Raw genomic sequence first — 21,700 nt, forward strand, 5'->3', positions numbered from 1 at the left:
AGGGACCATCGGGATACAGTCCGGCATCACATGCCGGACGCAACGAATTGACAGATACGAGGACTGAAAATGGCTTACGCAACAACCAATCCCTATACCAACGAGGTCGTCGCGACCTTCCCCGACGCCACAGATGCCGAAGTGCAGGCCGCCCTGTCGGAAGCACATGCCGCATTTGAATCCTGGCGCAACACCTCATTTGCCGAACGCGCAAAGGTCATGAACGCTGCCGCCGCCATCCTGCGTCGCGACATTGACAAATATGCCCGCCTTGGCACGCTGGAGATGGGCAAGCTGTTTGAAGAGGCCAAGAAGGAAGTCATCCTTTCGGCGGAAATCTTTGAATATTATGCAAAATATGCCGAAGAACTGCTGAAGCCCGAGATACTGCCCGTTGCCGATCCCGCCGAAGGCAAGGCCGTCCTGGTCCATGAACCGCTGGGCATTGTGCTGGCGATCGAGCCTTGGAACTTTCCCTTCTATCAGGTCGTGCGTATCATTGCGCCGCAGCTTTCGGCCGGGAATGCCGTCCTGCTCAAGCATGCGTCCAACCTGCCGCAGTGTGCGGCGGCATTCGACACGCTGATGGTCGAAGCCGGCCTGCCCAAGGGCCTGTTCCGCAACCTGTACGCGGCACGTCCCCATACCGCCATGATCCTGAACGATCCACGCGTATGCGGTGTTGCCCTGACGGGGTCAGAAGGTGCAGGCACCGTCATCGCAGGGATTGCGGGCAAGGCACTGAAGAAGGCGACCATGGAACTCGGCGGGGCAGACGCCTTTGTGGTGCTTGACGATGCCGACGTGGAAAAGGCAGCCCACTGGGCCGTTATCGGTCGTCACTGGAACGCTGGACAGGTCTGCGTTTCAGCCAAACGCCTGATCGTGGCCGACGCAATTTATGACCAGTTCCTTGCACTTTACAAGGAAGGCGTTGCAGCCCTGAAGGCAGGCGACCCGATGGATCCTGCCACCACGCTTGCGCCCCTGTCCTCTCAGGCCGCAGCAGATGACCTGCGCGATCAGGTGACGCGGGCGATGGATCACGGTGCAAAGGTCGAAGTCATCGGGGCACCGGTGCCTGAAAAGGGCGCATTTTTCCAACCGCTGCTCATGTCGAACCTTGATGAAAAGAATGCCGCCCGTCATTGGGAATTCTTTGGTCCCGTCACCCAGATTTACCGGGCAAAGGACGATGCCGATGCCATCCGCATCGCCAATGACTCTCCTTACGGGCTGGGCGGATCGGTCTTTACCCGTGACGAAGCCCGTGGAACACGGGTGGCCCACGCCATCCGTACCGGCATGGTGTTCATCAATCATCCCCTCGTGCCCAAGGCAGACCTGCCATTTGGCGGTATCGCCCGCTCTGGTTATGGACGTGAACTCGTCGGATTGGGCATCAAGGAGTTTGTCAACCACAAGCTGATCAACATTGTGGACATTGACGCCCCCTTCTGATGCGCATGGCCGGTCATTGCGTCGGCATTGCAAAAAATCGGACCTCCCGCGGTGATTGCCGCGGGAGTTTTTTTTGGGGGGCACCAAATATTGTCTTTTGAAAACGCCCCACCTTGCAAAGGTTTGGAAAAACCTTACCCAAGATTGCTGCGTCATTCACAGCCATGACAGAAAGGTTGAATGCGCGCTTATGCCGGGGTGTGCACCAGTTTTTTGTTAATAAATTCCTCGATACCCAGTGAGGACAATTCACGACCATAACCGGAATTCTTGACCCCGCCGAACGGAAGACCCGGAGCCGTCCACGTCGAACGGTTGATAAAAACCATTCCCGTTTCAATCTGGGCGGCCACATGCCTGCCGCGTTCTATATCCGTCGTAATGACAGAACCACCAAGCCCATAGGGGGAGTCATTGGCAAGATCAATAGCGGCCTGTTCATCAGGTACGCGAAAAATCATGGCTACCGGTGCAAAAAATTCCTGATGAAAGGCCGGATTATCCTTGTTGATGTTTTCCAGGATTGTGGGCTGTATGAAATAGCCCGAACGCGCGATACGCTTGCCACCAGTAACAATGCGGGCTCCGTGCGCGACTGCGCTTTCAATCTGCCCCAGCACAAGTTTCAACGCACTTTCACTGCAAAGCGGCCCGAGTGTCGTCTTTTCATCCATGGGATCACCAGCCACCAGCTTTTCAAGCTCTGCCTTGAAACGGGCAGTAAAGGTGTCCGCAACCTTTTCATGAACGATGAAACGCTTGGCCGCGACACAGCACTGCCCCGTATTGTTCATCCGGCCCCATACCGCCCATTTGATCGCGATATCAAGGTCTGCATCATCCAATACGATGAAAGCATCGCTTCCACCAAGTTCCATCGTGTTCTTTTTCAATGCGCTACCTGCTTCGGCGGCAACGGCCTTGCCTGCACGCTCGCTTCCGGTCAGGGCAACGCCACGCACATGCGGGTCCGCCACAACCGTTGCCGATTGCTCATTGGTGATAAAGACATTGGTATAGGCCCCGGCGGGTGCACCAGCATCGGCCAGCAGGTCTTCAAACATGACAGCACATTGCGGCACGCCAGGCGCATGTTTCACGATCAGCACATTCCCCGCCATCAGGTTTGGCCCGACAACGCGCGCAAGCTGATAATAAGGGAAATTCCACGGTTCAATACAAAAGATGATGCCAATCGGCTGATTCAGGATCGTCGCCTCGCCATCATCAACCTGCAAGTTGACGGGAGCCAGGAATTTTTCAGCATTATCGGCATAATAATCAAGGATATCCGCGCTAAGATCCACTTCCGCCTGGGCTTCACGGAACAGCTTGCCCATTTCCACGGTAATGGGGGTCGCGAACGCATCGCGATTATGCCGCATGAGTTCCGCAGCCCGGTGCAGAACGGCGCTGCGCTCTGCATAGCTCTTCTTGCGCCAGATATTAGTATATGTTGCATCAGCATTTGTGATAATATTTGCAAGCTGCGCATCCGAATGTAAATCGAATGTCTTGAGAATTTCTTCCGTATACGGATTTATTGTCTGGTAAAGCATGGTTATACCGTGACCTCCGGATATATTTTATCGGCCATATAGCAGGCCATCCTGACAACCAAGCGCAGATCACGTCAGGTGTATAAGCCGCTTTTGCCGGATGGCAGACTATTTGCCGCGCTTGTCTATATACTAATGTATATAGACACTCTCACCAGACAAAGTCTTTCGTGCTCAATATCGCGTGAAAAGTCCTTTTGACGCAGGGTGTTATGCGCTGTTGGTAAACCTTTTCACACTATATGATATAGGCTTCGGCCCTTGTCCGTCTGCCGGGACTACCTGCGGCCCATGGCGGATCATGAGATGCTGGACTGTCATCTTGATCATACAGGCACACAGGATCATGGCGCCCGGCAGGGCACGAAGGCAGTATCAGCCAACAACCACGATCGGGGGGATAGACGTGGCCGATACGCAACATATCCCCTCCATCACAATGATTAATAGGCACACGCGCATTATCATAGGTTATGGGCATGCAGTTTATTTACAAATCATATCGACATTTTTATACTTCTATGAAATCTAACATATTTTCATCTACTTTGCTGACATGCGAACCTGATCTACCTCCCCTCCCCGTGTTTGCACGAACTCCATCGTCTGGTTACACCCACGTTTTTGTTGCGACAAAGTTATGATGGGCCGACCATTCCACCTGCCAAGGACGTATCGCATGACCAACCAGAAACGTGCCCTGTTCGCCGCCATGTCCGGCTATGCGCTTGATGGTTTCGATCTGCTGATGCTGGGGTTCATTCTCACGCCGCTTGCAACGGCGCTGCACCTGACGACCGCGCAAAGCGGATCTCTTGTAACATGGACGCTGATTGGCGGGGCGCTGGGGGGATCGGTCTTTGGGATCGCCGGGGATTATTTCGGTCGTGCCCGGGTTCTGAGCATTTCCATACTGGTCTTTTCCTTCTTCACCTTCCTGTGTGCGTTCTCGGTGGGGTTCAAGGATCTTTTCATCTATCGTTTCTGCGCTGGGATCGGGCTGGGATGTGAATTCGGTGTGGGCATGACGCTCGCGACCGAGGCCTATCCACGTGAAAAACGCGCACGGATCGCGTCCTATGTGGGGATGAGTTGGCAATTCGGGGTTTTATTTGCTGCCCTGCTTACCCCTTTCCTGCTGCCTTATGTAGGATGGCGCGGCATGTTCATCATTGGGGGCCTGCCTGCGGTGGCGTCGTTCATGATCCGGCGCACAGTCCCTGAATCCCAGGCCTTTGCCGAAGTCAAGGAAACGGGCATACCGCATTTTCCGCTGAAGGCGCTGTTCCATACGATGGAAAGCACCAAACGCAGCCTGGCCATACTGATCCTGAGTACAGTACAGAATTTCGGATATTACGGCATTATCATCTGGGTGCCGTCCTATCTGATGAAAGTCTATCACTTCACACTGAATGTATCAGGGATCTGGACGGCCGTTTCAGTATGCGGCATGATCCTTGGTGTCTGGGCCTTTGGCGAAATTGCCGACCGGATCGGGCGTAAACCAACCTTCCTGATCTATCAGGTCGGGGCCATTGTTACCGTCCTGCTTTATACAATGCTGCGTACCCCAACCGAACTTCTGGTGGGGGGATTTGTATCCGGCATTTTCATTAACGGCATGATGGGGGGATATGGTGCCCTGATTACCGACCTGTTTCCAACCTATGCCCGCAGTACTGCACAAAACGTGATCTGGAGCGTGGGTCGGGCGCTGGGTGGTTTTGGGCCGATGTTTTTTGGGGCATTACTGGTTTACATGTCGTTTGATACTGCGCTTAAGGTACTATCTGGCATCTATATCATCGACCTCATCACCACCATCTTCCTTATCCCCCGTAACAGCGACGCACAGAATGCTGATCCCGACTGACATTCGGTCGGGGGTATATTCATTCCTTTGCGCTGGTGTGCGTGGCCTCATACTCGCGGTCGATTATGGCCATCAGCCTGTCCGCGAACAGACCTGCCGCCACCGGTAATGGTGAAGATGCATGGACAAACAATCCAAGTTCACTGCGTATCGGCATATCCCCCTGCATCAGCGGCACATGCGCCAGAAGACCCTGACGAAGTTCAGGCTCGATACCAATCCGCGTCATGAATGCAACGCCCAGACCACGTAACACAAGTTGTTTCATCAGGTCGATCGAACCGGATTCATATTGTCCCCAATCCTCCATTCCTGCCTTGAACAAAAGAGAATGAACCTGTTTGCGGTTGGCAAAATTTTCTTTGGGAAGGATGATTGGGTGTTCTGAAAACTCACTTATATCTACGATTTTTTTCTGGACCATGGGACTTTGTGGCAGGATGACGGCCCCAAGCGGAAATTGCGCGACATGCATTGCATGTATCTCCGGCTGGCGGGGCACTTCAAACGCCAGTCCCAGATGCACATCCCCATTGACGATGGCTTCCGCAATGGCATGAGTATCAATGATCCTTACCCCCACGGTAATTTTCGGATAATCCTGTGCCATCTGCGTGATCGTATCCGACAACAGGCAGGCACAGGTTCCCGCAACAGTGGCGATTTCCACATGCCCCGCACGCAACCCACGTAATTCATCAAGTCGCGACGCAACCTGTTCCGCATCACGCAGAACCGTACGGATATGTGCAGCCAGCAATTGTCCTGCCTCCGTCAGGCGCAATCCTGATGAGAGGCGCAGGAAAACAGGAGCGCCAATTTCCTCCTCAAGACGTAAAATCTGTCGGTTTACCGCAGATGACGCGATATTCAATCGCCGTGCAGCCTCGCGTATCGTGCCGGCCCGGCAGACCGCATCGAAATAATGCAAGGAAGCCGCATGTATCCTAAGGCGATTCCGTTTCATGGCGTTTTCCATTCCACATCCGGCAAAGGGAAACCCTACCTGATACTGCGTATTGGAGGTGATGCCATTACAGCATCATGATGCTCTATATTATGATCTATCGCGCACATCCTCACCAGAGATAATATCCCTTTTCCGTAATGATTTTCATGTCGGCAAGTAATGACGCGCAGGTTCCCGATATCCAGAACGGGCATCATGAACAAAATGGGAAAGCAGATCCGCCATGGCGCATACCATACAGCACCTTTCCCATGATCTGTATCCTGAACCGGGTCAGGAACATGCAACAGGCGTCCCCGTCCCCCCCTTTCACCCGACAGTCGCAGAAGAGGACGCCACGGTCCTGTCCAACATGGCGGTCAATGCACAGTACTGGCATCTGGTGATACAGGCATCCCCCCTTGCTGCGGCCGCATCCCCGGGTCAGTTCTATCAGTTGCAGTGCCCACCTGCCCATGGGGCAATACCCTACCTGCGCCGCCCGATGAGCCTGTACGGCACGGACACGGCGACGGGACAGATCCAGTTTCTGTATAAAGTGACAGGCAGCGGCACACGGGGCCTGAGCACGCTGGTCCCATCCGATACCATCAGGATTCTGGGACCGCTGGGAAAAGGATACGATCTTGCCGGACACCTGCGCCATATCGTCGTAATCGGGCGCGGCGTCGGGCTTGCCACACTCGCACCGCTGGCCGAGGCTGCGCACATGGCTGGCATTGGCGTCACCGCCATTCTGTCGGCCCGCAGTCCTGAACTTATTGTATCGGCAGACCGATTTAACATGAAAGGCATGTCCGTCATCCCGGTTACGGATACGCAGGGCAACAGCGATCCGGCCTGGATCGAACAGGCATTACGCGGGCTGATCTCGGCGGATCGGTGCGATGCGCTTTTCACCTGTGGGTCTTCACGCCTCCTGCGCATGCTACGGGCACTTGCGGTTGAATTCGACCTTCCGGGACAGGTCGCGCTGGAACAGCAGATGGCATGTGGGTTGGGAATGTGTTTTTGCTGCGTCCGCGATTTTGCGTCGGCCCATGGGACTGTGACAAGGCGTGTCTGCCTTGACGGTCCGGTCTTTGACATCAGGGAGACACTGGCATGACGGACATGTCGGTCATGATCGGCAACCTGCGCCTTGACAGCCCCGTGATGCCGGCTTCGGGCACATTTGGCGACGGGCTGGGCCAGGTCATGGATATCCGCAGGTTGGGGGCCATCGTCACCAAAACCATCACCCGTGAAAGACGTGCCGGCAATCCCCTGCCCCGTGTCGCTGAAACCACGGGGGGCATGCTGAACGCCATCGGGATTCCTTCATGTGGCGTCGAGGATTTCATCAACCGGACGCTGCCACATTACACCCAATGGGGTACGCCACTGATCGTTTCCATATCTGCCCCCGACGCGGCGGGGTTTGCAACACTGGCCCGCGCCGTCAGTATTGCAGGCGTCGATGCAATAGAGGCCAATATCTCCTGCCCCAATATCGAGGCTGACGGCAAGGCTTTCGCCATGGAGGCCAACGCCACCACAAAGGTGGTTGCGGCGTTGCGTGCAGCCACAGACCTGCCCCTGTGGGTAAAACTGACCCCGAACTGCCATGACATGAGCGTGATTGCCCGCGCGGCGGAGGCGGCGGGCGCCGATGCGGTGGTCGTTGCGAACACCATCCTTGGCATGTCCATCGACACCCGCACATTCCGCCCGCGTCTGGGCAATGTTATGGGCGGCCTGTCGGGCGCGGCGATAAAGCCGATCATACTGCGCCAGACATATCAATGTGCCCGCAGCGTGGCCATTCCGGTCATTGGATGCGGTGGCATTACAACCGCAGACGATGCGGTGGAATACATGCTGGCTGGCGCTGTGGCCGTACAGGTGGGCACGGCCTCTTTTATTAACAGTCTGGCCATGACCGATATCCTTGATGGGCTGGACCGGTTCTGCCACGCCCGCAGCATCACACGGGTGGCAGCATTGACAGGTGCCCTGCGCGACGCGACCAGCCCCCGCTGCTGCGATATGGACGCATAATGCAATGCATGACCACCCGATAATAAAGACACTCCCATCGCACATGACCAGCCTTACGCCGTCCATCCTGCTCCCCGACAGCCTGAAACTTGCGCAGAACATGTTCGAAGAACTGCGCCTGCAGGGGACTGATGGCATCGGCATCACCCGACTGGCCTATACAGAACAGGAAAATGCGGCACTTGGGATCATTGCGCGCCATGCACGTCAGATGGGACTGGACACTGCTTCTGACGCGGCAGGAAACCTTGTCATCTCCCTTCGGGGGAAAGATACGTCCCTGCCTGCCCTTGCCTGCGGTTCGCACATGGATTCCGTGCCACAGGGCGGCAATTACGATGGCGCGGCCGGTGTCATCGCGGGCATTATCGCGCTTGCATCCCTCCATGCACGGGGCGCGCGGCCACATCGCAACCTTAGGGTCTATGCTCTGCGGGGAGAGGAAAGCGCGGCCTTTGGCAAACCTTACCTCGGGTCGTCAGCTCTGCTCGGACGACTGGGATCGGCAGACCTGGCATTGCGCCAGCATGGTAGCGGCCGCCCGTTGGGGGAGTGCATGCGCGCCTGCGGGATTAATACAACCGCAATCGCGGATGGGAGATGCCTGCTTGATCCGCACACACTGGCTGGTTGGATTGAACTGCACATCGAACAGGGCCCCGTTCTGGACACATGTGACATCCCGTTAGGCGTGGTCAGCGCCATCCGGGGCAATTTCCGCTATCCCTCCATTACCTGCATGGGTGAAAGCGGGCATTCAGGCTCTACCCCCCCTGCCCTGCGACACGATCCCGTTCTGGCGGCAGCGGACTTGCTCTCGACCATGGAAAAACACTGGCAGGCACATCTGCGCAATGGGGAAGACCTGGTCATGACAAGTGGCTGTATCGGCACCGATGCACGAACACACGCCATCGCCAAGATCGCGGATACAGTGTCATTTTCCTTTGAAGCCCGCAGCACATCATCTGGGATGCTGGAACGCTTCCAGTCGGAATTCCTTGCCCAGTGCGCCCGAATTTCTGCGCAGCGTGGCGTCCGGTTCCAAATGGGACACAAGGACACGACGCCCCCGGTGCAGATGGACCCGCAATGGGAAGCACGGCTTTGCACAATCATGAAGGCACAGGGCGTTGGCTTCATGCAATTACCCAGTGGGGCGGGGCACGATGCGGCAGTTTTTGCAGCTATGGGAGTTCCTTCAGCCATGATTTTCGTGCGCAATCAGAATGGTTCCCACAATCCGCGAGAAGCCATGCGGATGGATGATTTCATTTCGGGTTGCGAAACACTGACCCGCATGCTCATAAACTTCATGTAACGATAAAATTTATTCGATATGAAGCTGTTTTTACACACGGATGGATAAGACATATCATGGATCTGGATATCAGCGGACGTCGGGCACTGATCATGGGGTCCAGCCAGGGACTGGGGCTTGCCTCCGCACAGGCGCTGGCATGCGAAGGCGTTGATGTCATTCTGACGGGCCGGTCCACAGCACGTCTTGAACAGGCGCGACAGTCCGTGCAGACGACGAGGACGCAGGTAGATATCCATACCGTGGACTTTTCCGACCCCACGCAGGTCGAAACATTGCTGGGCCTTATACCGACATTGGGTATCGATATCGTCATTACCAATTGTGGTGGTCCACCAGCCGGTGACATTTCCGCCGTGGATGCACAAGCCTGGCGCGCGCAGTTCGAAACGATGGTCAATGTTCCCATCCAGATTGCACAGGCGGCCCTGACGCATATGCGCCAGCAGACATGGGGCAGGATCATCAATATCGCCTCTTCGAGTGTTGTCCAGCTCATTCCCCAGCTCGGGCTATCGAGTGCATTGCGCATGTCGGTCATTGGGTGGGCCAAGGCCCTGTCCATGGAGGTCGCGGCAGACGGGATCACCGTTAATTCCGTTATTCCCGGACGCATCCATACCCGTCGCGTGGACCAGATTGACCGCGTTACAGCCATCAGCCGTGGATGCACACCACAGGATGTGGCCGCAGCATCGCAACAGGCCATTCCCATGCAACGCTATGGCCGTGCAGATGAATTTGCGGATGCCGTGGCCTTCCTCGCCAGCAGAAGGGCATCCTACATCACCGGTAGCACGCTTCGTGTCGATGGTGGCCTGATCCAGACCATGTAGTTTTGGAAAGCTAATGATTATAAAATATTCTTGGAAAAATTTCCAAAAACTACCCCATTCATAACTATAAAAGGGAATGATAATAGGTCATTTTAAATTATAGGGCACCTTCCATTTGCGCGTTGTCGGCAACGATATTGCGCGTAAAATCGTCGTGCCTGATTATATATGAACAGGCAAAAGCAGACATTCCCACATCTTCTCACTTTCCATTATGGAGAGCCCGCATGGTATAGAATAACCTCCCGACTGTTCCCGCCTCACTTGATACCCGGCAGCAGCTTGCATCCATTTTTCGCATCCTGAACCATTTCCGCTTTACGGACCTGATTCATACCCACTCCTCCGCACGGATCGAGGAAACGGCGGATACGCTACTCATCAACCGTTATGACCTGCTGTTTCATGAGGTCACGGCCACCAACCTGGTCGAGATTGATGAAGAGGGGCAGCGCAAACACGGCAATGACCATCTGCGGGTGAATTTCGCTGGCTGCAATATTCACAGCGCCATTCACAAGGCGCGCCCGGACGTAAAGTTCGTGATCCATACCCATACCCGTGCCGGCGCTGCCGTTTCCGCGCAGGCCAAAGGCCTGTTGCCCATCAGTCAGCAGGCAATGATGTTCCATGATGCCGTGGGTTATCATGATTTCGAAGGATTTGTGCTGTCACGTGAAGAGCGCACGACGCTGGCGCGTGACCTTGGGATGAACAAGGCGCTGATCCTGCGCAATCATGGCCTGATCGTCGTGGGACGTACTGTGGCGGAAGCTGTAAACCGGATCTATAATCTGGAACGCGCCTGCGAAATCCAGATTGCAGCACAGTCGGGGAATACGCCACTGGTGGTGCCCGCACATTCCATACAGGCTCATCTGGGCGCACAAGCGGATGCACAGATCCAGCTTGATATAGAACAGATGGCATGGGAAGCCTGCCTGCGTCTGATTGAAAATGAGGGTACGGACTATCGCCTCTGACATACGATGCGGCCATGATCGTATATTGACATCACCTATCGGGCTGTATCCGATGGGTGATGTCAACATGATCCGGCAGGTGTTTTTTGCGGAAGACGAGAACAAGAAACTTTTATTGTTTTTCTTGACAGGTTATTTTCAAAATATTCCTGAGCATCAATACATATGGCAAAAGGTTGTATTTAAGTGAACCTGAGGCAGCTGGAAATCCTGAGGGCGATTGTGCGCTACAATACCACCGTGGCCGCGGGCCGGGTGCTGGGGCTGTCACAACCCGCGATTAGCAACGCCCTCAAGACCATGGAAGAACAGGTTGGTTTTTCCCTGTTCCAACGTAGTAATAATCGTATCTTCCCCACCGAGGAAACGAAAATCCTCCTCAACGAGGCTGAAACGATCTTCGAAATCCATAAACGCATTGAGATGCGCATTGAGGATTTGAAGAACAACCGCATCGGGCAATTGCGCCTGGTCGCGACCCCTCCCCTAGGCTATGGTGTCGTTGCAAAGGCAATCCAGCAGATCCAGAAAAAGAAGCCCAACCTCAAGGCTTTTTTTGACGTGCATCGTTACGAGGATGTCATAGAATATATCCTGAGCCACCGGTCAGAAATCGGCTTTGTCATGGGATTTGCCGAACATCCCGGCATTGTATCACAAGTCGTCTATAAGGGGCATATGGTGTGCGTCATGCCGCCCGAGCACCCACTCATGAAACTTTCGGTTGTCACACCCCAGGATCTTGTCAGGCATCGCTTTATCGCGCTGGAACACGGAACGAAACTGGGCGATGCATTGCGACATGCCTTCAGACAGTCAAAACAGGACCTGCATTTCGCGGTGGAAGTGCGCTATGGGCTGACTGCATGCGCGCTTGCCAATGCAGGGGTTGGCGTGGCTGTAGTTGATCCCCTGACGGCGGATTCATCACAATATTCACTGGCACAACGACCATTCGTTCCTGAAATTTCGGTCATGGCATCCGTCGTGTGGGCAGAAAACCGTTCCTTGACGCGCGTAAGCCGACAGTTCATCAGGGAAGTGGAAAATATTGTTCATGACCGCTGAGCATGTTGCGGTTCTTCCGGCGCACGCGCCTGACGCAATCCCATACGCCCCATGGCCATTGCCAATGCCTCGATCGTAGGTTCCATCACCGGAATGCCCAACGCAGATTCAAGGATGGGACAGAAATGCGCCATACCCGCACATCCAAGGATGACGGTGTTTGTCCCTTTGTCCATCAACTGCCGACCTGCCTGGATCATGCGCGCCGCGACAGCAAGGGTTGCCGCACTTTCCGCACTGGCGTCAATCGACTGGCTACCAACATAACGTTGCGTCAGCCCCATCATGCGTATGATCCGTGCCTGCCTTATGCATGACAGGGGCGATAACGCAATGATGCCGAATTTATCACCATGCGTCAGGGCATGCAAAATCGCGCTTTCACCGCATCCCAGAATGATACGACCTGTCCCGGCATGCTCTTCACGACTGCCCAGCAGGCCAGGATCGCTGAAGCACGAAATGATGTAGGCATCGGCGGGTTCAGTGCGGATTTTTTCCTGAACAAGCACTGCCGCCCTGTCCGCATCGGCCTGCGTTGCAATACCCAATGGTCCTTCGGGCAGGCAAATGACATCAATGTCGTGCGCAACAATGCCACGCATCCCAGCAATCCCCGCCTCGATTACATCTGTCACCTTTGCTGAGGAATTGGGATTGAGAATCAGGATACGCCCACGTCCATTCATGTTTTATCTCCTGAAGGAAACCGTCATCCGTCGGACGGCGTGCCGAAATATTTTATTGATCACAGGTCTATGCAACCGACCTTTAATGAAAAAACACCGGCTTTCCTGTGGCCTGTCCAAGAACCTGATCCTCACGCATGACAATACGGCCCCGAATAACGGTCGCATGCGGCCACCCGTGGCAGGAATAGCCATGAAACGGCGTCCAACCACATGGGGATGTAATCCAGCTTTCCTCGATTGTGCGTTTCTTCTTCATATCGACAATCGTGAAATCAGCATCATAATCCAGGGCAATCCGCCCCTTGTTGATTGCGCCATAAACCCGTGCAGGCCCATGCGCCATAAGCTGCACCATACGCGCAAGCGACAGTCGCCCGGCATTCACATGATCAAGCATGATGGGTAGCAGTGTCTGCACCCCGGTCAGACCGGCCGCAGTCGACGGCCACGGGCGTTCCTTTGCCGCACGCGCATGGGGGGCATGATCCGACCCGATACAATCGACATGACCTTCGTTGATCGCCCGCCACAGGGCGTCATAATGCTCGCGCCCCCGGATGGGCGGATTCATAACCGCATATCCTCCGTGCGTATCATAAACTTCCGGCCCAATCTGCGTCAGGTGATTCACCAGGACTTCTGCCGTACAGATGTCACGATAAGACTGAATATATTCAATTTCCTGCATGGTGGAAACATGCAGGATGTGGGTCGGGCGTCCTGTCCTGCGCGCCAGAGCCAGCAGCCGGCGCGTGCCAAGGAATGCACATTCCACATCCCGCCATTCACTGTGCATGCGATGGGGCTGTCCTTCGGTGAACAGTTTGCGCCTTTCCAGCAGCCGGTCATTATCCTCTGAATGATAACATACACGCCGGGTGCCGCTGCGCATCAGGGCCTCAAGGCCTGCATCATCGTCCACCATCATGTTGCCCGCCATGAATACCTTGATGGCACAGACGTTGGGTTGCAGTTCCAGGTGGGACAAGGCAGGGATATTATCGTGTACGCCCCACACATACATCCCGATATCACACCATGCCTGATCCGCCACAAAATCACGTTTGCGATCCAGTACCGCACGCGAGGTCACAGGTTCCAATGTGTTGGGCATATCGAACACCGTGGTGATCCCCCCAAGGATCGCCCCGCGTGTGCCATCATGGATCGTCTCGACCGCCGGGTTTCCCGGATCACGCAGATGTACATGAGGATCAATAAGCCCCGGCAGGATGACAAGATTGGAACAATCCATGACCGTACGCCCCATGGAGGGGGAAATATTTCCTATGGCTGCAATACGGCCATCGCGGCATCCGATATCACATTGGTGAAGTCCATCGATCTGAACGTGACCGTTTTTCAGTATAAGATCATATTCAGTCATGGAAACTCCCACTTTTTATTTTAAAGTCAGGCTCTATCTTCGTTTCGATTTATCAATTTTACGAAGATAAAAACAGTTCCGGTCTACTGTTCCCTGTCCAATGGTGGCTGACAGCCAGGGCACCAGAGAACCCGGTCATAAGGCTGCACCAAGCGGTGCGATTTTTATTCCGCCTTGGGCAGTTCGATGCCAATCTGGTCCACGATACGCCTGTACCACTGTGGACGGCGATGCAGGTCAAAGTTGAACATTTTGGTGCGTCCCTGCAGGCACATGTCCAGATCACAATCCGCAACCAGCACTTCATCTTCCAATGTGCTGGCCTGTGCCACTATGACCCCGTTCGGGTCAACGATACAACTCCCACCGATCAACGCCGCCCCGTCTTCGACACCGGCTTTTGCCACAGCGACAGCCCAGCACGCATTCATGTAGGCATTACCCTGTACGGCAAGCAAGGCATGAAACGTGCGCAGTTCCGGGCTTTCACTATTGCCACCATTAGGGTCATAGGCAGCGGAGTTATAACCTACACACAACAATTCCATTCCCTGCAACGCAAGGCAACGCCATGCTTCCGGCCAACGACGATCGTTACAGATCAGCATGCCTATACGGGCATCTTCCCAAGCCTGTGGTCCCTGAAAGACGGGAAATCCCGTGTCACCATATTCAAAATAGCGTTTTTCAAGCTGCTGAAAACGTGAATTTGGCCTGGGTTCAACCGAACCGGGCAGATGGATTTTTCTGTATTTCCCGATGATCTCCCCTGTTGGCGCGACAAGGATGGACGTATTGAAACGCTGCCCCTCTGGCGTCTGTTCGGCATAGCCCACGTAAAAGCCAACCCCCAGTTCACGGGCACGCTTAAAAAGACGTTCTGTTGTATCCGAGGGGATATGTGCTTCAAAATATTCCGCCAATACACTACCATCAAGCAGCATCCGCGGGAAAAATGTCGTAAATGCAAGTTCAGGAAATACGACAAGTGTCGCTCCCTGCTGTGCGGCCTTCTCCAGCAACCCGATCATGCGGCCCAGAATGGACTGACGGCTATCGGTGCTCTGGTTTCCGCCCATCTGCGCGGCCGCGACACGTATAACACGGCTCATGCCGTTCTCCTGTCTTCAAAAAACAATGTAATTCCAACATTGTGTCGAAACAAACCAGAGTTCATCGGGTAGCAGAGAATCCAGAATGCCGCCAATCAGGAAAAGATCCATCGTATTCATGCATCTTATTGCTACCCTTTCTTTTATGAATACGTTCCCTTTCCCCCTATGACCGGAAAGCGCCGTATCCATTCATACTATATGCCGATTGATATTCCCTGCCCCATCGGCTGGCACAATAGGGCATAGGCGTGACATACAATCAGCAATGGATCCCCATCTGTACCGCAACCGTAAATCCGGCCCCCATGAAGTAAGTTGGGGTGCCAGTCGCCCCAACAACGGCTGTATTACCGACATTTTCATGGCTTTTGGCCGATGCCATGACACCACCGATCCCAGACAGGTAATGATTATCACCCAGATTAATGAAGTTTACCTGCAGTGTCGGCTTCTGCAGTCGTCCATAAGACGGAAAACGATAGCCAATGGACATGTCGGCATGTACCTGCGAGGGCATCTGCTGATCATTCATGAAGGTCGAATATTGTGTTCCGATATATTTAAGCGCGAAATTCCCGAAGAAGTGGGAGTCATCGTAGGAAATACCCACGGAACCCTGAAACCGTGGGGAGGCCACAGCTTCCTTGCCCTTGGTCGGCAGGTAGTTATCCCCAACCTTGAAGTTATCGCCCAATCTCGTATACAGATATTCAAACGAGACATATGGGCTGAAGTGATAGAATGGGCGTGTACCAAATTCCACATCGACACCACGCGATGTCTGTCCGCCAACATTGATGAAGGTCGAAACCGGTGACGACCCGATATAAGTCTGTGATGCGATCTGCCGATTGGTAAAGTTATAGTTGAAGAACACGACAGATGCCGTAAATGTCTTGTCCCGATACCGGTAGCCAAGTTCCTCCTCGATGGAATATTCATCCTTCGTCTTGCCACCGCCAAGCTGCGTTGCCGCACCCGTGTTGGGGTTGTAGATGTCAAAGAAGCTCATGCTCAACGGTGGCCGGAACCCGGTTGTGCCGTTTACATAAATCTGGTGATGGGAATTGATCTGATAATGAATGGAAACACGCGGAAGTGGCTGAAAACTGTTGCCACTGACGACATACTGCGTGTTCGGCATCTTGTCCGTCCCACGCCGATCAACCATCATTGCCTTCAGGCCAGCCGAAATTTTCAACTTGTCATTAAGAAGGGAAACAGTATCAGCAAGGTAAAGGCCATTGGTCTGTTCCACCACATTATAATCCATTGCACGCAATGGTTTACCATTGGACATACGGATGGCATATTCGTTGCCCCATGTCGCCGCAGCCAACCCATTTGAACCAACAGCTGTAAAATCAGACCAATAACTGAAATCACCATATTCATACCAGTTACCAAAGATCAGTTCATTGATCCCGGTCTTGTAAGTCCATTTGGTATTGAATCCGACGCGCCACGGCGTATCTGTGCTGCGCTCGCCCACCACTGCCGATCCATCGACAGTATTGGGAAGGGCGCTCATGCCCGTGACCTTTTCAGATCCGTAATAGGCATATCCAGATGGCAATGTCTGACCCGCAATCGTGCCACCCCACCCATGCCACAGATAGGGTTCCGCATTGAAATGCCACTGCTTGTTCAGCTTTAACGATATAGGGAGGCCAACATTGATATCGTCCCATGGATTATGGTTTAACTGCCAGTAGTTTTTATTATATGATGCCGAGGCCCCCTTTACAAAAGTCGGGTTATAATAATTAGATGTCCCCTTGGCATTCCATTGCGCCAATGTCGGTTCGTAATATTGAGACAGTTCCTGATCCGCCCACGAGAACACGGCGGCAACACGATTACCATCGCCCCATTCCTTCGTAAACTTAAGATCAATATGCTTGCGGTTATCAGTTCCTGGTCCCGTCCAGTGCTGATCGTGGAAGTTCGAAAACGATACCCATCCCTTGATGCCAGTATTGCCAATATACCCGGTATTCAGGCGGATAAACTGCTTACGAGACATCCATGTGCCAAACATGGCCTCGGCATACCCCCCATCTTGTCGGTGGGATCTATGGACTTATATGCCACCTCTCCGCCCAGGTCAGAAAAGACAGGGGTATCAATGGCAGAGGACCCCTGCGATACATGGGCTTCTGCCAGATTCTCGGTGTCCAGCAACTGTGATGCAAAAACCTGCCCGGAATTGATGTCATTTTGTGGTGTGCCATCAACTGTAAAGGCAATTTCCTGCTGGTTCAGGCCACGCATTGTCAGCAGAGAATGATTTGTGACGCCAAACGGGTCTGATGCCCCGAAATTCACGCCTGGCGCATTCTGGATCATCTGCATGACGCTCTGTGCGCCTGCCTGCTTTTCAATATAAGAACGCGAGACCGTGCTGATTGCCCGCGGGTCCGTATGATAGGACATCTGCCCACTGGCCAATGCGGGTTGCCGGTTGCGGCTGACATTAATGGTTTCGGGCGTTTTCTGCGCTGTGATCCCTGTCGGCTGCTTTGCCGCGGCGGCTCGGGCCGTAGATGAGTGTTGTGTATCGCCCCCCCTCACGCGTGTAAGCTGCCCGGCAGCCTGCGCTTCGCTGATATGCGGGAGCAAGATAAAAGACACAAGCGCTGTATAAAGAAAATACGTATTCTTGGTCATTATTTCTTACCTCGCCACCAGAATGAAAGAAGGCCAATGAATGGTTTCAAAGCCTCATATTGTTCCTTTACGATAACGATGTGCTGAACAGATTTCCAACAAATCATGAAGTCAAAACGACTACTCGCGACGAGAGAAAAGAAGCATAAAATGACATGATAAACAGTCATTTACTGCCAATATCCAACAGATACATATAAACGATCTTTATGATCCATATGTTTTTATGATAGCTGAAGGATGCCTGTTCGCACCTCTTGTAAAATGGATGCACAGCAGCGACAAAACATATGTCGTATGTACAAAAAAATCATATTACACATATATTTATTGAACTTATTTGTTTTATTTAAAATATTGTGTTAAAAATTAAAATATATAAATATTTATAAGTTATTTACGATATGAACTATAAATGAATTTTATTTATGAAAACATACAGAACATGAATGTTTTTAATTATAATAAACATCGAATTTTATTGTAAATATTCTTTTATCTTATGCTGTATTCTTGTTGCTGCCATCATTCCCATATGACATTTCGTACTGATCTGGAAATATAAGCATACTCTTCCCATCAGGCTATACCTTCCCCGCCCTCGAACGGTCGGGGATAAATCCCGCTCACAGACACTGGCAACGCAACTGTTCATATCAGGACGCAACAATGGTCTTTGGATGCTTTATATTCCCCCTTGTCTCTTATTGTATGCCGCTGGGACGACAAAAGAACTTTGATCAAAGAGGGATATGGATAGGGGCCAGAAAATCTTTCAAAAAAATGCCACCCTTTAAAGAGTGGCATTTATAAAACTTCCATTGTCATTGATGAAAATGAAAATCACCCTACATCGTGCTTTTCCTGACCGCCCATCCAGCAAGCGCCGTCATGGCTGTATCCAAATCCTTAAGCGTCACATCAAGAGTAATATCCCTGCCGCGCAGTCCGGTGAACCGCAGATGTGCAGTTTTTCCATGCGCAAATTCAGCCAACATCGCATCGGAAAGCATGGGGTGGTTCGCAATACACTCCGTCCCCATGCAGGTCATCCATGACAGCGGGATCGCCGCACCCCCATCCACTGCAATTGTCGCAGGTTTGCTCAGTGCCAGCCCCTGCGGCAATTCCACCATCAACGTATACGGACCGAGCGTAGGGGCCCCCATCACACGTTCTCGGGTGAATGTCACTGCCCCCATCACAATCGGCTGTTTCCGTGCATTCTGCACAACCAGTCGCTGCTGTATCGTACATAATGCCGGACCATTGGTACCCCCATGTGGATACATGCAACGGGCAAGCCATGGGCCAGATGTCTGTGACAGGGTTTCCATGGCGGGTGCGGTCGGCGCGGGTTTCGCGCCTACTGCCGTCGGGGATGCAGACGGCGTTGCTGCCACGCTACTGGCCCCGGCACCTTTCGCAGAACCCGAACGCGCCCGATCAGCATGCGCCACACCCCAGCCAAGAAGACCCATGGCAAGGACAACGACCAGTGAGGTCGTTTTTTTCATAATTATCCCCTAATCCTCTCCAACCTATCCTGCCTGTGGGTCACAAGGTGCCCATGGACCGGGAAAGATCAGAATTTCACCCGGATATTCCCCGTCAGCCCGCTATCCACCGAACGACGACCATACTGACCGATATAGGACAGACCGATATCGAGAACCCGGCTCAGCTTCGCACGCAGGCCAAGCTTGACGACTGCGGTATCCTGGGCCAACGGCACACCGGCAACCTCGAATGTGTCACCGCCGGACATGAAGGCTTCACGCGCAGTCGGCATGGTCAGGCCGAACGCATGACGATATCCCAGCATTGCATTGGGCATCAACACAACACCACCGGCATTGAAGCTGGAAGAGAAACGCGCCCCGAAAGTGGAATAAGTCACCCCGGTATCAAGCGCACGTCCCGCAAGCGCAGCGGCACCGCCATGTTCGGAAAAACGGTCCGTATGCAGGTTAACATAGGCGATATCGGCAAAAGGTTCGATCCCAACCGGCCCCGCGTCAAGGTGATAGCCAATATCCCCAAACGCCTGCGCTGTGCCGCCGTTATAACGGCTGCTCAACCGATCGGAAAAGCCGGTAAAGCGCGCATTACGGGTCATGGACAGCATATCCCACGTATAGGTCGCCCCCATCCGCAGCGCCAGACGTCCCCAATGCGTCCCGGCATATCCACCAAGGCTGACATTGCTGCTGTGCCCATAGGACGAGACCCCGGAACTGTCGAAAGTGGAATGTCCATATCCAACCAGCCCACCGACATGCCAGCCCAACACCGGCGCATCCGCCCCCAGCACGAACCCACCAACAGAATGCCCCATGCCTGACGCATTCCCGTCGCCCGCATTATGCCCGAACGATCCATAGGCCTGCATCCACAATGCTGCATGTTCAGACCTGCAGGCCCCGTCGGTCCGCTGTCCATTCGCAGATGCCGTTTTCATGCCGCTGGCTGCACCGCGCTCGCAATCCGCGCCACGCAGACGCTCTATTGCCGCATCGCGAATGTAATAGCTGTCCTGAATCAGCGCGGTACGGGCAGATGCATGCAGTTCGCCCGACAGGCCGTTTAGGGCATGACGTGCAGTGCTGGCATCCGTCTGGACCAACGCATTGAACAACGATCCGCTGCTAATGCTATCCATTGCGCCACCAACGGCACGTTCGTTGCGTGTATCCCCCACCGACGCGAAACTGACTGTATTGCGCCCCAGAAGCAGATAGACGTCATCCGCGCTATAGGTCAGGATCGGGTTCAGAAAAGCAAGGTTCGACGTCACGGATGCGAATTTCCCCGACACGCCATCCGTGGCACTGAGGATCGTATACCGGACATTCGTGTTCCAGCTTCCATCTGCCGTGATACTGCGGACAGTACCACCTTCCAGTGTGGCCTTACCCTGCACTGAAACCAGGTCATGGCCACCATCTTCGGACAGGTTGACCACGTAATTTGAACCTGCGGCCATCGTCAGGTTCCCTTGGACGGTCAGGGTTCCCATCGGATCACCATCATTCCCGGGCGAGAGCGTCCCTCCCGAAGAAATGGTCGTGGTGCCGACCGTACCAGTGCCCGCCAGGGTGGTGCCTGCATCCGCGACAACTGGACTGACGATGCTGCCATCGACTTCAAGTGTGCCGTCAGCGATTTCGGTGCCGCCACTATAGGTACTGTCCCCTGAAAGGATCAGTGTGCCTGCCCCGACCTTGACCAGATCGCCCGGCGATGTGCCATCCGAAAGCGTACCAGATAGCGTACCCTGGCCACTGGCCACATTGACGGTGGGATCACCGTTCAGGACCAGCGCATTTGACAGCACCAGCCCATCCGCACCGAAATTGAGGGTCGTGCCCTGTGCCATGTTCAGCGCACCCGTGCTGAGGGCTGATGCGCTGGCAACCGTCAGTGCCCCCCCAGCAAGCGTCGTGCCCCCGGTGTAGCTGTTCACACCCGACAACGTCATGTTGCCCGTGCTGTCAATAACCAGCGCACCAGTGCCCGAAACCATATTCGTCAACGCACCGTCCGCTGATTGACGGAGTTCCAGGGTGCCATTATCGACAATTTCGCCTGTGCCGAAACTTCCCGTCGTACCCGTCAGCGTACCGCCGGTAATCGTGGTTCCGCCGGTATAGCTATTGTTGCCCGTCAGCGTTTCATGCCCATCAAGCAGCGTCACGCCCCCCGTCCCGGCAATGGTGCCC

General features: G+C 54.0%; 17 protein-coding genes. 8 read left to right on the forward strand and 9 right to left on the reverse strand.

The window, feature by feature from the left end:
• Positions 1-69: 69 nt before the first annotated feature.
• Positions 70-1,461: an NAD-dependent succinate-semialdehyde dehydrogenase gene (locus B7G66_RS04450; RefSeq protein WP_003619685.1), complete on the forward strand. Its 1,392-nt coding sequence runs from the start codon at positions 70-72 to the stop codon at positions 1,459-1,461.
• A gap of 188 nt (positions 1,462-1,649) precedes the next feature.
• On the opposite strand, the gene B7G66_RS04455 is transcribed toward B7G66_RS04450, so the two are convergent.
• Positions 1,650-3,020 carry an NAD-dependent succinate-semialdehyde dehydrogenase gene (locus tag B7G66_RS04455; protein ID WP_003619683.1) on the reverse strand — a complete coding sequence of 457 codons (1,371 nt, stop codon included), beginning with the start codon at positions 3,018-3,020 and terminating at the stop codon, positions 1,650-1,652.
• A gap of 679 nt (positions 3,021-3,699) precedes the next feature.
• On the opposite strand from B7G66_RS04455, the gene B7G66_RS04465 reads away from it, so the two are divergent.
• A complete protein-coding gene (locus B7G66_RS04465) occupies positions 3,700-4,896 on the forward strand; it encodes an MFS transporter (protein WP_003619679.1) in 1,197 nt (398 codons plus the stop codon).
• 19 nt (positions 4,897-4,915) lie between these two features.
• Here B7G66_RS04465 and B7G66_RS04470 read toward each other — a convergent pair whose 3' ends face one another.
• Positions 4,916-5,863: a LysR family transcriptional regulator gene (locus B7G66_RS04470; RefSeq protein ID WP_040511904.1), complete on the reverse strand. Its 948-nt coding sequence runs from the start codon at positions 5,861-5,863 to the stop codon at positions 4,916-4,918.
• Positions 5,864-6,089: 226 nt separating this feature from the next.
• On the opposite strand from B7G66_RS04470, the gene B7G66_RS04475 reads away from it, so the two are divergent.
• From B7G66_RS04475 to B7G66_RS04500, 6 genes are all read left to right on the forward strand, one after another.
• The gene (locus B7G66_RS04475; protein ID WP_003619675.1) at positions 6,090-6,974 is read left to right on the forward strand and encodes a dihydroorotate dehydrogenase electron transfer subunit; all 885 of its coding nucleotides are present in this window, start codon (positions 6,090-6,092) and stop codon (positions 6,972-6,974) included.
• Positions 6,971-7,906: a dihydroorotate dehydrogenase gene (locus B7G66_RS04480; protein WP_003619673.1), complete on the forward strand. Its 936-nt coding sequence runs from the start codon at positions 6,971-6,973 to the stop codon at positions 7,904-7,906. The genes B7G66_RS04475 and B7G66_RS04480 overlap by 4 nt, the downstream gene beginning before the upstream one ends.
• A 43-nt stretch (positions 7,907-7,949) precedes the next feature.
• A complete protein-coding gene (locus B7G66_RS04485; RefSeq protein ID WP_003619671.1) occupies positions 7,950-9,227 on the forward strand; it encodes a Zn-dependent hydrolase in 1,278 nt (425 codons plus the stop codon).
• Positions 9,228-9,283: 56 nt separating this feature from the next.
• Complete coding sequence (locus B7G66_RS04490; protein WP_003619669.1) at positions 9,284-10,063, forward strand: SDR family oxidoreductase; 780 nt, start codon at positions 9,284-9,286, stop codon at positions 10,061-10,063.
• A gap of 302 nt (positions 10,064-10,365) precedes the next feature.
• Positions 10,366-11,046 (forward strand): class II aldolase/adducin family protein, encoded by a 681-nt coding sequence (locus B7G66_RS04495; RefSeq protein WP_237700335.1) that lies wholly within the window; start codon positions 10,366-10,368, stop codon positions 11,044-11,046.
• Between the two features lie 186 nt (positions 11,047-11,232).
• Positions 11,233-12,114, forward strand: coding sequence for a LysR family transcriptional regulator (locus B7G66_RS04500; RefSeq protein WP_003619661.1), 882 nt, complete (start codon positions 11,233-11,235; stop codon positions 12,112-12,114).
• Here B7G66_RS04500 and B7G66_RS04505 read toward each other — a convergent pair.
• The 7 genes from B7G66_RS04505 to B7G66_RS04535 form a co-directional block, all read right to left on the reverse strand.
• A complete protein-coding gene (locus B7G66_RS04505) occupies positions 12,102-12,803 on the reverse strand; it encodes an aspartate/glutamate racemase family protein (protein WP_003619659.1) in 702 nt (233 codons plus the stop codon). The genes B7G66_RS04500 and B7G66_RS04505 overlap by 13 nt on opposite strands.
• Positions 12,804-12,885: 82 nt before the next feature.
• Positions 12,886-14,193, reverse strand: coding sequence for a dihydroorotase (locus B7G66_RS04510; RefSeq protein WP_003619657.1), 1,308 nt, complete (start codon positions 14,191-14,193; stop codon positions 12,886-12,888).
• 164 nt (positions 14,194-14,357) lie between these two features.
• Positions 14,358-15,305, reverse strand: coding sequence for an N-carbamoyl-D-amino-acid hydrolase (locus tag B7G66_RS04515; protein WP_003619655.1), 948 nt, complete (start codon positions 15,303-15,305; stop codon positions 14,358-14,360).
• A gap of 262 nt (positions 15,306-15,567) precedes the next feature.
• On the reverse strand, positions 15,568-17,334 hold the full coding sequence (locus B7G66_RS04520) for a TonB-dependent receptor (RefSeq protein WP_050772112.1): 1,767 nt from the start codon (positions 17,332-17,334) through the stop codon (positions 15,568-15,570).
• Positions 17,307-17,978, reverse strand: a complete 672-nt coding sequence (locus B7G66_RS04525) for a Plug domain-containing protein (RefSeq protein WP_050772111.1) — start codon at positions 17,976-17,978, stop codon at positions 17,307-17,309. Before B7G66_RS04525 ends, B7G66_RS04520 begins: the two co-directional genes overlap by 28 nt.
• Before the next feature lie 848 nt (positions 17,979-18,826).
• A complete protein-coding gene (locus B7G66_RS04530) occupies positions 18,827-19,495 on the reverse strand; it encodes an invasion associated locus B family protein (RefSeq protein WP_003619652.1) in 669 nt (222 codons plus the stop codon).
• Positions 19,496-19,563: 68 nt separating this feature from the next.
• The coding region (locus B7G66_RS04535; protein WP_048858869.1) for an autotransporter outer membrane beta-barrel domain-containing protein at positions 19,564-21,700 on the reverse strand (2,137 nt) is incomplete at its 5' end.

The sequence above is a fragment of the Novacetimonas hansenii JCM 7643 genome, from assembly GCF_000964405.1.
Classification (GTDB): Bacteria; Pseudomonadota; Alphaproteobacteria; order Acetobacterales; family Acetobacteraceae; genus Novacetimonas; species Novacetimonas hansenii.